Below are 12,139 nucleotides of genomic sequence, written 5' to 3' on the forward strand. Positions count from 1 at the left end.
GATACGTATTTTAACACTATTTGACCGCAGGAGGAGGAATGGACGGCTGTTTTGCCACCCGTGTGAAGCGGTAGCCCAGGCTGAATGTGATATTGTTCGTGTTACTTTCTGAAAAGCTCTGAGATCTGAAATTCAGGCCTTCGTTAAAAAACTCATTGCTGCGCTGGCCGAAGGGGTCGCTGACCCAAATGCGTGCATGAAGCCTGTTTTTCATAAAAACTTTTCTGGCTGCGAAACTCGAAGTAACCGAACCCCGGGCACGGCCCTGCGCATTTACATTGTTCGCATAGTTCAAGTTACCTTCAAATGCGGTTTTAAACGGCAATTGCATTGAAAACCCGAGCGATCCCCTGAGGCTGAGTCCATTCCGGTTTAAACTCTGATTCAAAGCCGAAACATAGTCGCTGTTAATGAGGCTGAAATGTCCGTTGGTGCTGATCGTCTTGGTAGGCCTGTAGTTTCCTACCAGGATTAGCGAAAAGTTGTTGTTCATGCCAATATTCTGGTACGTAGATTCAGAAATGCCATTGCTCCTGACCTGCCGGTACCGTTCAATAACACCCCTGGCCGTTGAATAGGCAATACGCGGCGTAAACGACCATTTTTGGCCAAACATCCCAAAGCTGACATCAGTCTGATGGGTATATGCAGGGACCAGCAGCGGGTTTCCGTACGTAATGTTCAGGCTGTCGCTGTTATCGATCTGCGGGTTGAGAGTGTTTTCACGCGGGCGGTTGATCCTTACACTGTATGTTGCGCCAATGTTGTAGCGTTTTCTGAAAAACCGGTTAACAGACAGGTTCGGGAATACGCTCAGGTAAGGCCTGACATTGTACTGATCCCCCCCCGAAAGATCAAACTTCACATTGGTAAGTTCAGACCGAACACCCGTTTTTACACTCCAGCCGTTCTCCCTGAAATTGTATGAAGCGTAAGCGGCCAGAATGTTTTCCCGGTACAGGAATTGGTTGGTAAGCCTAGGATTGATCAGATACCTGTTTCCCGCAAAATCGAAGTTTTCAACCTGCAGATCGTTGTTATTTTTGCGAAAGTTGTACTGTGCTCCGAGTTCGAGCCGGTCTTTTTTATCTCGCACAGGGCGGTCATAATCTGCAGTCGCATTAATGCCATTATTGGCTGTGGCATTGCTGTTCTGCTGCAGTGAAGGGCTCAGGTTGGCAGGATAGGCGAAACGCCTTTCGAAGGTTCTGTCTGCATCATTGTCATTGGTATTCACATTTAGCCCGGCGCTGAATTTCTCCCCGCTCGTTTTGTCCTCAATGCTGTAATCTGCAGAAGCGACAAAGTTGCTGCTGTTTGATGCCGATTCATTCATCTGGTTGCGCAGCCTGGTTTGAACGCGGGCCTCGTTCAGGTAACCAAAATCATTTTGCGAACGGGTATTGCCGCCGCCCATGTTGTAATTTGAAGAAATGCGCAGGTTTTGCGCCGGGGTGATATCCCAGTCGAAGCCTACCCTGGCATTACCGCCGTTAGACCAGGTGCGGCTGGTATTGTGCTGGTCATAATAAAAGGTGGTATCCGGGAAAAAGTTCTCCCGGAAAACCGTACCCAGGCGCCGGCCCAGGTTTTCGCGGTATGCCAATCCGCCGTTCATAGACCAGGTCTTTGCCTTATAAGACGCATTCGCATTGGTGTTCATGTTGCCTTGCAGGCCTGCCGTAACGCCGACATTTCCGGTAAAGCCGATCTTGAACCCCTTTTTCAGCACGATGTTAATGACCCCCTCACCGTCTCCCGAATACTTGACCGGCGGATTTGTCATGACCTCAATTTTTTCAATGGCATCAGAAGGCAGCACGTTCAGCAGATCGGCGATGTTTGAGCTCATGTAGTCTGAGGGCTTGCCGTCTATAAAAATGCGGGTACTCCGTTTGCCGCTGATGCTCGCATTGCCGTCAATGTCGACCTCAACCATGGGCACATTTTTAAGAATATCGGTGGCGGTGCTGCCTTCTGCCAGGACAGAGTTCCCAACATTATAAGTGATCATATCGGCACCAAATTCAAGCGTGGGTTTTTCAGCCGTAACTGTTACCTCGGCCAGGTTATTCTGGTCAGGACTCATTTTGATCGTCCCGACCCGCTTTTCAGGTTCGTCTTTATTCAGCGCCACATCGTTCAGTAAGAAGGGTGCGTAACCCACATAAGAAACCCTCAGGCGATAGATTCCCGGTTCCATTCCGTTCAGGCGGAATACCCCGTTCTCATCGGAGAGGGCAGAGGCGAGCGACTGCTCAGATGCCTTGGCATAGATTAGCACGGTTGCCCCGGGCACGGCAGTCCCGTCTGTGGCGTCGGTCACTTTGCCGCTTACCGAATTTGTTTTCTGGGCGCGGCTTTTTTCGGCCGAAAGCAGCAGCCCGCAAAACACCACAAAGACCGCTAAGAAGCGGCCGCCGGTCTTATTCGGAAATAAAAATAGCCCTTTGCCAAAAAAACAAAGGGCTTGTGCAGGTTTAAAATTGTTCTTCATTCGGACGTGAATCCTCAGTTTGGTTCTTTTTCGGCGACTTCTTGAAACTGAAATCGGTCTTTCCGAATCTGTATGCAAAAGTCAGGTTGGCCATCGTTCCCTGCATGTAGCGCTGAAAGTCGATGATCGAATAATTGCCCTCAGTTGTCATGGCAAACCGGCGGGTGTTGAAGACATCTCGAACGTTGAGGCTTAAGGAGGCCTTTTTGTTCGGGAAGTCGTATTTGGCGCCACCGTCTATGCCATACATCGCATTCCTTCTTCCCTGGGCCATGATTTCAGGCGCACGGTATTCAGCGCGTATCTGCAGTGAAATGCTGTAGGGCAGATTGATGTTATTGGTTACGTTCGCGTTCCAGCTAAAGCCGCTGTTGTCTACAATGCCGAAGGCGGGTACACCCTGGATGTCGCTGCGGTACAAGTTGGCATTGGCCGTAAAGTTCCAGATCTTCGACACATCTACCCTCGAAATCAGCTCCAGGCCGCTGTTCAGGCTGCGAGTCAGGTTCTGTGGCGTTGAAACCGTGATGCCGTTGATGTCCGGTTCCGTACGAATACGCTGGATCACATCATTCGTCTGCCTGAAATAAGCAGAAGAGGTGAGCGTGATCTTCTTCCAGTACTTGCTGTAGCTCAGCTCGAAGGCATGTACGTCTTCAGGCCGCAGGTTCGGGTTGCCCTGGCGGTAATTCAGGGGCTCTGAAACATCCAGGAAGGGATTGGTATCCCATCCGCGCGGGCGGTTTACGCGGCGTGAATAACTCAGTTGCACTTGCTGGTCTCCTTTTAATTTTTGCGTTAAAAAGACGCTTGGATACAGCCGCGTATATGCGACAACCCCGGGCGTGTTAAACAGCTGGTAATTGGCATTGTAAGCGTCGAGGTAGGTGTTCAGCTTTGCATCTTCTGCACGCAGGCCAACCTGGTAGCCAAAATTCTTGATCTGGTTCTGGAAATTCACATACACGGCATGCACCTGGTCTTTGTTATTAAAAAAGTTTGACAAGGTATAATTGGTAAAATATTCTTTCGCCGCGTTGTTGAAATCGTACGCAAAGGTGTTGTTATCGTTAAACCGGATCTGGCTCCGGTAACCGGCCTCTACTTTACCTGCTTTTCCGACCGGAAGCGTATAATCGGCCTGGGCCGTGAAATTTTTGTTATAACTTCCCTGAAAGTTACGTTGAATTTCGGGCGTTCCGGTAACACTGGATCCATTTGAATTATAAACAAGGCTGTTATAGGTCTGGTCATTGTCATTCGTTCCTTCCGAAAAGCCCAGGTTTACGGTAAGCTCCTCTTTCGGATTTTTGAACTTTTGGCTGAAGTCCAGGTTCAGGTCATAACTTTCGCCTGTACCATTGTTGTCGTTCAGGCGGTTGCTGAATTCGATCGGGTTGAATTGTGCCCCTAGCTGGTTAATATTGATCAGTTCATTGCGGTCGCTGTTGCGCACATTCAGGCCTGCCGAAAAACTGAGCACTGTTTTGGCTGCCAGGTTGTAATCTATACCGGCCTTTACGTTGTGGCCTTTGTCGAGCGACCGGGAATCGGTGTTCTGATTGGCGAATGACGTTGGGCTGGCTGAGTTCAGGTACTGGATGTTGTTAAAGCCACCGCCAAGCCGGTTGCCATACCGGTAACTGTAATTGCCATACAGATTGACCTTGCTGTTCTGAAAGCTCAGGTTGGTCGCTGCATTGTAGTTATCGCGGTTGCCTGCTGTCAGGGCGGCCGATCCGTTCAGGCCAAGTTTTTTATTCTTTTTCAGGACAATGTTGATGATACCCGACTGGCCCTCGGCGTCATATTTAGCTGAAGGGTTCGTGATCAGCTCTACACTTTCAATAGAACTGGCAGGGATGGACTGGAGAATTTGTGCCACGTTACCCCCGGCAATAAGCGATGGTTTGCCATCGATCAGCACCCTCACACCCGCAGAACCCCGCAGGCTCACGTTACCATCCATGTCGGTTTGGACAGATGGTACATTCTGTAGCAGGTCAGAAGCAGATCCGCCTTCGCTAACCAGGCTCTGGTCAACAGAAAACACCTTCTTATCTATGCCAAGCTGCATTTGCGGACGGCTGGCAGTAATCGTAACGTCTTTCAGTGCATTGCCCTGGGAGATTTTCATTTTGATCGTCCCGAGGTTAAGGCCCGAGCCGGCTGCAGGTACGTTTACCGTTTCGCGAACCATGGTTTGATAACCCACATAACTTAGTTTGAAGGTAAAATCGCCGGCCGGGAGTTTGTCGAGCATAAAATTCCCCTCCATATCGGTCTGGGCCAGGCGCACATTTGCCTTTGTTACTTTATTGATCAGCACGGCCGTAGCATAGGGTATCGGTTCATTTGTCTGGCCATCTACGGCCTTTCCCGTTACTTTTCCACTACCGGTTTGCTGTGCGAAGATTTTTACAGTCGCGAAACAAATTAGTAAAGCTAAAACCAGTACTTTGTTCAATCTTAATCTCATCGGGTTCAGTTTATCAGCGAGAATACCTGAAGCCAGGGGGCGAAGTGTAAAATAAACATCCGCTTTCCACAGCTTAAGACAGTTTCTCTCGTTTTTTTATGTGTGTTAGTTAAAAGTGGGACAAAATAACGGTGCCCGGGTTTAAAAAAGACAGCAGTAACTATTTTATTACAGCTAAAAGATGCTCAATTACAGTAATATTTTCGTTAGCGAGGGGATGACCTATCCCGAATACCGCTTACTTATCGACCAATTGCTCGCCAACGGCCAGACGACCGGGCCTGACCATTCAGAAGGAATGCTGGAGTATACCAAACTCAATGTGCAGCGCATGAACCGGTTAGACAAGACAGTTACGATCACCGATGCGCTGGCGGCGGCAATAACGGCTCTGCCATCTGATGTACGCCTGCTTGTGATCAGCGAAGGCTGGTGCGGCGACGCGGCACAGATCGTACCTGTGCTGAACCAGGCTGTCCGCTCTGCGCAGCTGCCTATGAAACTTGTTCTTCGTGATAAAAATCTGGAACTGATCGATGCGCACCTGACCAATGGCGGCCGGGCCATTCCCGTACTGCTGGTTATCGACGCCGATGGCAGGCCGCTTGGCAAATGGGGGCCACGCCCGGCGGTTCTGCAACAATTGCTGAGCGAATGGAAACAGGAAAACCCTGACTTTACTGTAGTAGCTGAGCAGCTGCATGGCTGGTACGCGAAAGACAGGACTCTGACCACTCAACAGGAACTTACAGCGTTTTTCGACCGCATTACGGCAGAATTTAACGCTTAGCACGCAGGTACTGGTCCGGCCAGGGTGTTTCTACGCCGAGTTCCTTTGCCGCGTGCAGCGGGAAATAAGGATTTCGCAACATTTCCCTGCCCATAAATACGAGGTCTGCCCGACCGGAAACAAGAATCTCTTCTGCCTGGCCGGCACTTGTAATGATACCCACAGCACCGGTAGCCATCCCTGACTGCTGCCTTACCGCAGCAGCAAAATCAACCTGGTAACCAGGTCCTGCCGGGATAACGGCGTCAGGCACATTTCCGCCGGAAGAAACGTCGACCAGGTCGGTTCCTGTCTCCCTGAGCAGTTTAGCCAGCTCGACCGACTGTTCAAGATCCCATCCACCTGTGGTCCAATCTGTGGCGGAAATGCGTACAAACAGCGGCAACCCTTCGGGCCATACCTGGCGCACGGCATGTACGATCTGCAGCAGGAAACGGGTGCGGTTTTCAAAACTTCCGCCGTAGGCATCCTTGCGCAGATTGCTAAGCGGCGAGAGGAACTGGTGAACCAGATAGCCATGTGCTGCATGGATCTCAATGACCCTGAAACCGGCAGCAAGAGCACGTTCTGCGGCCCTGACAAAATCTGTGGTGATGCGCGCGATCTCCTGATCATCCAACTCGACCGGGGTTTTGTGCTGGGGTTTGAAAGGCAGCGGCGAGGGCGCAACTGTTTGCCAGCTCCCGGGACCGCTCATCACCTGTTCGTCGCCTTCCCAGGGCGGCATAAAGCTTGCCTTCCGGCCCGCATGTGCCAGCTGGATGCCTGCTACTGATCCCTGATCATTAATGAAGGTGCAGATCTCCCTAAATTTTTCGATGTGTTCATCTTTCCAGATACCAAGGTCGCCCGCACTGATCCTGCCTTCAGGACTAACCGCCGTGGCTTCCTGCATGATCAGTGCCGCGCCGCCAACCGCCCGGCTGCCCAGATGCACAAGGTGCCAGTTGTTGGCAAACCCGTCCACAGCGCTGTACTGGCACATGGGCGACATGACCATCCGATTTTTGAACGTCAGCGCTCTCAGCGTAAAAGGCGAAAAGAGCTGAACGTTGTTCGTCCTACCTGGCTCCATGTAAGACCTCCAGTTCTGAATTGATCAACTGCACTTCTTCATCGGTCAGGAATACCGATGCCGACAAGGCATTTGACACCGACTGATCTGCGTTACGGGCCCCCGCCAGCGCAATCGTAATACCGGGGTGCTGGATCGTCCAGCCAAGAACCAGCTGCGACAGCGTGACGTTTTTGTCATTTGCCAGCGGTTTGATCCTGTTCAGGAATGTGTTCGTTCTGCGAACCCATTCAGGTGAGAAAAAACGGTGGGTGGCCCGGTGATCGCCTTCGGCAAAGCGGTAGTTCTCCGTTATTTTCCCGGTAAGCAGACCTCGCTCCAGCGGACTGTAGGCAAGGACAGATTTGCCATGTTTGATGCAATATGGTATGGTTTCCAGTTCGGCATCGCGTTTTACCATGCTGAAGGGGATCTGGTTGGAGGCAATGTGCAGGATCTCGTCAGCTTCTTTAACCTGGGCAGCGCTGTAATTGCATACACCCGCATAACGAACCTTCCCGGCCTGGATCAGGCTCGAAACGGCCTCCATGGTTTCATGGATCGGTGTGGTTTCATCCGGCCAGTGGATCTGGTACAAATCAATGTAGTCGGTACCGAGGCGCTTAAGCGATTGCTCACACTCGTAAATAATGCTTTCCTTCCCGGCATATTTATAAATGTCGATTTCTTTGCCGGAATTGTCCTGGCTTTTGAAACCAAACTGACCTTTATTCAGGTCCCAGCGCATGCCGTACTTGGTAACCACCTGCACCTGGTCCCGCGGCATAGCTTTTATTGCTTGGCCCACAATCTCTTCGCTCGTACCCTGGCCATAGATGGGCGCTGTATCGATCGAAGTAACGCCATGTTCAAATCCGGCCTGGATGGCCCTGACCGCTTCGTTCCGGTCGGTGCTTCCCCACATCCAGCCGCCGGCTGCCCAGGCGCCAAAGGTGATGACCGATAACTCGAGCGGCGTATTTCCTATTTTTCTGTATTTCATTTTTTTATGATTGAGTCTAGTGCATAACGATTCAGGCGAAGCTCATAGAGTAAGAATACGACGAAGACCATGTGTCCTAATTGCGCAGATACCGCGTTCCAGTTTTCGATCGTTGTTGATCCGAAGATCAGTGCAAGCATGATCAGACCGGTTACGGCAAGAGCCGGCCGGGTAAGAAGCCCGAGAATGAGCAGCGCGCCGAAAAGCAATTCCAGCCAGGGCAACGCGAGGCTGAATGGGCGAACCAGCGCATCGGGAAGCCAGCTTTTTTCAAACTCGCCAAGCATCCAGTTACTGAAACCCGTCAACTTCGGAATACGCACCAGGCCGTGACCGGCCAGACTAACTCCTAGTGCAAGCCGCGCGAAGAGGTAAGCGATCTGGTTGTTCATTGTTCTTTGCCAAACATACAACACAAAGTGGCCGGATGTTTTCTGCTTTGCAGATTGTGAAAAAATCATTACAAAGCAGAAGAGCGTTGCCGGCACGCGCCGGTGCTTAATGCACGGCCTGATCTTTGCGCATAAACGGGCTAATGAACGACCATGCTTCTGCAGGCGAACGCCGATTACCAGAGGGCCGGCCATACCTTTATTGACATGAGAAAACATTTTACAATACTGCTTCTGATCGTGACCGCATATGTCGCAGCCACGGCCCAAAAAACCGATACGCTGTCGATTACACTGGAAAACGTAGCCTACCCTTACCCCATCAAGTATCTGCCTTTGCATGCTGAAGGCCAGGATATTCGCATGTCTTATATGGATGTGCCGGCGGGCGGAAAAGCGAACGGCCGAACTGTGATGCTGCTGCATGGCAAGAATTTTGGCGGCTATTACTGGACCACCACGATAAAAGCCCTGCGCGACCGTGGCTTTCGCGTTATCGTACCCGACCAGGTTGGTTTTGGAAAATCCTCTAAACCCTTTATTCACTATAGCTTTCATCAGCTGGCTGCATGGAATAAAAAACTGCTCGATACGCTTGGCATTCAGAAAGCAGCCGTACTTGGCCACTCAATGGGCGGTATGCTCGCTACGCGCTTTGCGCTGATGTTCCCAGAAAAAACAGAAAAACTGCTGCTTGAAAACCCCATCGGTTTCGAAGATTACCGGACATTTATACCCTATGTGTCGACCGCGCAGCAATACCAGACTGAACTAAAGTCGAATGCCGCCAGTATCAGGAAGTACTACCAGAGCTCATATTTCACCGTATGGAAACCCGAGTATGAGGAACTTGTGCGCATTGCGGCCGGAGTTACCAATAGCGCCGATTACCCGCGTTGGGCACAGGTTGCTGCGATGACCTTCACCATGATTTACGAACAGCCGGTTTATTACGAGTTTCAAAACATTAAGGTTCCAACGGTACTCTTTATTGGCAAGGAAGATAAGACCATTGTTGGAAAAGCTTTGCTCAGCCCTGATCAGCAAGCCGTACATGGACAATACCGTTTTCTCGGTAAACAGATTGCCTCGCGCATTCCAGGCGCCAAACTTGTGGAGTTCGATGCCTGTGGCCACATTCCGCACATTGAGATCCCGACCGAATTTCACATCGCATTAACCGGTGCGCTTTGATCATGAACAGAGAAGAAGAATTAATCCATAACTTCTACACGGCTTTTCAGCGTGGCGATTACCGCACCATGCAGCGCTGTTATGCAGACGAGGCCGTATTCAACGATGCTGTATTTACAAATCTTCAAGCAGCCGAAGTGAGGGCCATGTGGCAGATGCTGCTGGAAAGCAGTTCTGATCTGCAAATGAGGTTCAGCGGGATCGAAGCCAGTGAAAACGAGGGTTCCGCCACCTGGATTGCAAACTACACGTTCTCGAAAACCGGCCGGAAAGTGGAGAACCGGATCCAGGCCCATTTTAAGTTCAGCAACGGAAAGATCTCCGAACATACAGATCATTTTAGTTTTAGCCGCTGGGCACGACAAAGCCTGGGCCCCATTGGCTGGATACTCGGAAAGACTTCTTTCCTCCGCAACAAGGTCCGCCGGGAGGCAAGAAGAAAACTGGATGCTTACCTTCGCAAGAAATCAACTAACGAGTCATGAAAACAATTTTAATTACCCTCATGCTGGGCTGCACGGCCCTGGTTGCGGGCGCTCAGCTTAAAGCAGTGCCTTACCAGGATGGGCCACAGCGCCTGCAAGGACTGGCCGGAAAGCCTGACCGGCCCGGAAACAAAGCGGGCATCCTGATCTTACCAGCCTGGTTTGGCATAGACGCACACTGTAAGGAAACGGCCATGCGGCTGAACAAGTTAGGCTACCATACGTTTATCGCAGACATTTATGGCGAGGGGAACTACCCCAGCACAGCGAAGCAGGCCGGCGAGATTTCAGGCAGGTACAAGAAAAACATGGAAGATTACAGACGCCGTATTCGCCTGGCGCTTGATCAGCTGGTGCGCAGTGGTGCTTCGAAAGAGCGTTTGGTCGTAATTGGCTATTGTTTCGGCGGACTTGGGGCCATTGAAGTAGCCCGAAGAAATTATCCTGTAAAAGGAATCGTATCGTTTCACGGCGGGCTGATACGTGATGCATCGAAACCTATCGAGCCGATCGGGCCGAAGCTGCTAGTTTGCCATGGTGCGGATGACCCATATGAATCTGAGGCGGAAATTCGGGCGTTCCAGGATGAAATGAAACAGGCTAAAGCAGACTGGCAAATGGTCTACTATGGCAACGCAGTACATTCTTTTACAGAAAAGGCTGCGGGTAACGACAATTCGAAGGGAGCTGCGTACAACGAAACGGCTGACCGGCGTTCCTGGCAGCACATGCGGCTATTCCTGGACGAGGTATGCCCTGCGCGCTAAACCAGATCGAACAGAATTCGAGTCCTGCAAAGTTGGTAACTTTTGTAAAGTTACCAACTTTAAGTTAAAAAATTAACCAAAAAGGAATTTTTATTGCAACCGCTCGATCAACAGATCGATCGTGAGCGATTCCTGTTCGCCGGTAGCCATATTTTTCAATGCCGGTTTACCGCTCTCCAGCTCTTCGCCTCCCACAATAACTACATACGGTATTCCTTTTGCATCGGCATAAGAAAACTGTTTTTTCAGTTTTGCAGCAGCCGGATAAAGCTCAGCAGCTATACCGGCGTCGCGCAGCCTGGACAATAACGGGAGCGCAAACGCTTCGGCAGCTGCATCAAAGTTGGTCAGCAGTACGCGCGTTCCGGCCATCGCTGTTTCAGGAAACAGGCCAAGCTCTTCAAGAACATCGTAAATGCGGTCAGCGCCAAAAGAAATGCCCACGCCTGTCAAGCCTTTCAGCCCAAACATACCCGTCAGGTCGTCATAGCGGCCACCACCGCCAATGCTGCCCATGGCAACCTCATTGGTCTTGACTTCGAAGATACATCCGGTATAATAATTCAGGCCCCGCGCCAGGGTAATATCCAGTTGCAGCATCGTGGCAGTCAAACCTGGATTCAGCGCTTCCACATAATCAAGCACACGTTTCAGCTCGTCGATACCCTTCAGCCCAGTCTCTGAATGCGCTAGCACCTGGCTCAGGCTGTTGAGCTTTTCAGCGTTGTTACCCTCTAAAAGAATAACCGGTTTCAATATTTCGAGATCGGCGCTTGTAAACCCCCTCTCCACCAGCTCCTTACTTACACCGTCAAGACCGATCTTATCCAGTTTGTCTATGGCAACGGTCATGTCAACAATTAGCTCCGGCTTACCGATCAGTTCCGCAATGCCTGACAAGATTTTCCTGTTATTGAGCTTGATGGTAAAATCACGCAGTCCAAGCTTTTGCAAAGCTTCATGATAGATACAGGCAAACTCTGCCTCGTTCAATAGGCTGTCAGAACCTACTACATCGGCATCGCACTGATAAAATTCACGGTAGCGCCCACGCTGCGGACGGTCGGCCCGCCACACCGGCTGTACCTGGAACCGTTTAAAAGGCAGGGCAATTTCATTCTGATGCATGACAACATACCTGGCAAAAGGCACAGTCAGGTCGTAACGAAGCGCTTTTTCAGAAATTAAGGGCGTTAATTGGTTGCTGTTTTCGGGGGCGTTAAAATCAAACTCCTTTTTTTTTGGCTCTTTTAGAAAGTCGCCGCTATTCAGAATCTTAAAGATCAGTTTGTCGCCCTCATCGCCATATTTGCCGGTGAGGGTCTGCAGGTTCTCCATGGCAGGGGTCTGAATCTCTGCATAACCATATTTTTTAAAGACAGACTTGATTGTATCGAATATATAGTTCCGCCTGATCATTTCTAAGGGAGAAAAATCACGCGTGCCCTTTGCTAATGAAGGTTTGATGTTAGACATAG

Annotated in this window: 10 protein-coding genes; 4 read left to right on the forward strand and 6 right to left on the reverse strand. The window is 50.6% G+C overall.

Annotated elements, in window-relative coordinates; translation table 11 throughout:
* Positions 1-16: 16 nt before the first annotated feature.
* Positions 17-2,497 carry an outer membrane beta-barrel protein gene (locus C7T94_RS01600; protein ID WP_107213014.1) on the reverse strand — a complete coding sequence of 827 codons (2,481 nt, stop codon included), beginning with the start codon at positions 2,495-2,497 and terminating at the stop codon, positions 17-19.
* Complete coding sequence (locus C7T94_RS01605; RefSeq protein WP_107213015.1) at positions 2,481-4,976, reverse strand: TonB-dependent receptor; 2,496 nt, start codon at positions 4,974-4,976, stop codon at positions 2,481-2,483. The genes C7T94_RS01600 and C7T94_RS01605 overlap by 17 nt, the downstream gene beginning before the upstream one ends.
* A 181-nt stretch (positions 4,977-5,157) precedes the next feature.
* Between C7T94_RS01605 and C7T94_RS01610 the strand changes: the two genes are divergently transcribed.
* Positions 5,158-5,766 (forward strand): thioredoxin family protein, encoded by a 609-nt coding sequence (locus C7T94_RS01610; RefSeq protein WP_107213017.1) that lies wholly within the window; start codon positions 5,158-5,160, stop codon positions 5,764-5,766.
* On the opposite strand, the gene namA is transcribed toward C7T94_RS01610, so the two are convergent.
* From namA to C7T94_RS01625, 3 genes are read right to left on the reverse strand one after another with little or no spacing between them, the layout of a single operon-like run.
* Complete coding sequence (gene namA / locus C7T94_RS01615) at positions 5,756-6,841, reverse strand: NADPH dehydrogenase NamA (RefSeq protein WP_107213019.1); 1,086 nt, start codon at positions 6,839-6,841, stop codon at positions 5,756-5,758. The two genes, C7T94_RS01610 and namA, sit on opposite strands and share 11 nt — an antisense overlap.
* On the reverse strand, positions 6,828-7,823 hold the full coding sequence (locus C7T94_RS01620) for an aldo/keto reductase (protein WP_107213021.1): 996 nt from the start codon (positions 7,821-7,823) through the stop codon (positions 6,828-6,830). The genes namA and C7T94_RS01620 overlap by 14 nt, the downstream gene beginning before the upstream one ends.
* Positions 7,820-8,215, reverse strand: coding sequence for a DoxX family protein (locus C7T94_RS01625; RefSeq protein ID WP_107214617.1), 396 nt, complete (start codon positions 8,213-8,215; stop codon positions 7,820-7,822). The genes C7T94_RS01620 and C7T94_RS01625 overlap by 4 nt, the downstream gene beginning before the upstream one ends.
* A gap of 207 nt (positions 8,216-8,422) precedes the next feature.
* On the opposite strand from C7T94_RS01625, the gene C7T94_RS01630 reads away from it, so the two are divergent.
* Genes C7T94_RS01630 through C7T94_RS01640 form a run of 3 tightly spaced genes read left to right on the forward strand, consistent with a single transcriptional unit; the run spans position 8,423 to position 10,661 of the window.
* Positions 8,423-9,409, forward strand: coding sequence for an alpha/beta fold hydrolase (locus C7T94_RS01630; protein WP_107214618.1), 987 nt, complete (start codon positions 8,423-8,425; stop codon positions 9,407-9,409).
* A 2-nt stretch (positions 9,410-9,411) separates the two neighbouring features.
* Complete coding sequence (locus C7T94_RS01635) at positions 9,412-9,894, forward strand: nuclear transport factor 2 family protein (RefSeq protein ID WP_107213023.1); 483 nt, start codon at positions 9,412-9,414, stop codon at positions 9,892-9,894.
* Entirely contained in the window at positions 9,891-10,661 is a 771-nt protein-coding gene (locus tag C7T94_RS01640) for a dienelactone hydrolase family protein (protein WP_107213025.1), read from the forward strand. Before C7T94_RS01635 ends, C7T94_RS01640 begins: the two co-directional genes overlap by 4 nt.
* Before the next feature lie 90 nt (positions 10,662-10,751).
* On the opposite strand, the gene hisS is transcribed toward C7T94_RS01640, so the two are convergent.
* The gene (gene hisS / locus C7T94_RS01645; protein WP_107213027.1) at positions 10,752-12,137 is read right to left on the reverse strand and encodes a histidine--tRNA ligase; all 1,386 of its coding nucleotides are present in this window, start codon (positions 12,135-12,137) and stop codon (positions 10,752-10,754) included.
* Positions 12,138-12,139: the final 2 nt, after the last annotated feature.

This window comes from Pedobacter yulinensis, from assembly GCF_003029735.1.
GTDB lineage: Bacteria > Bacteroidota > Bacteroidia > Sphingobacteriales > Sphingobacteriaceae > Pedobacter > Pedobacter yulinensis.

Excerpts from the sequence above, each read along its gene's own strand:
- C7T94_RS01600 (WP_107213014.1), bottom strand. The coding sequence starts at position 2,497 with ATGAAGAACAATTTTAAACCTGCACAAGCCCTTTGTTTTTTTGGCAAA.
- C7T94_RS01605 (WP_107213015.1), bottom strand. The coding sequence starts at position 4,976 with ATGAGATTAAGATTGAACAAAGTACTGGTTTTAGCTTTACTAATTTGT.
- C7T94_RS01610 (WP_107213017.1), top strand. The coding sequence starts at position 5,158 with ATGCTCAATTACAGTAATATTTTCGTTAGCGAGGGGATGACCTATCCC.
- namA (WP_107213019.1), bottom strand. The coding sequence starts at position 6,841 with ATGGAGCCAGGTAGGACGAACAACGTTCAGCTCTTTTCGCCTTTTACG.
- C7T94_RS01620 (WP_107213021.1), bottom strand. The coding sequence starts at position 7,823 with ATGAAATACAGAAAAATAGGAAATACGCCGCTCGAGTTATCGGTCATC.
- C7T94_RS01625 (WP_107214617.1), bottom strand. The coding sequence starts at position 8,215 with ATGAACAACCAGATCGCTTACCTCTTCGCGCGGCTTGCACTAGGAGTT.
- C7T94_RS01630 (WP_107214618.1), top strand. The coding sequence starts at position 8,423 with ATGAGAAAACATTTTACAATACTGCTTCTGATCGTGACCGCATATGTC.
- C7T94_RS01635 (WP_107213023.1), top strand. The coding sequence starts at position 9,412 with ATGAACAGAGAAGAAGAATTAATCCATAACTTCTACACGGCTTTTCAG.
- C7T94_RS01640 (WP_107213025.1), top strand. The coding sequence starts at position 9,891 with ATGAAAACAATTTTAATTACCCTCATGCTGGGCTGCACGGCCCTGGTT.
- hisS (WP_107213027.1), bottom strand. The coding sequence starts at position 12,137 with ATGTCTAACATCAAACCTTCATTAGCAAAGGGCACGCGTGATTTTTCT.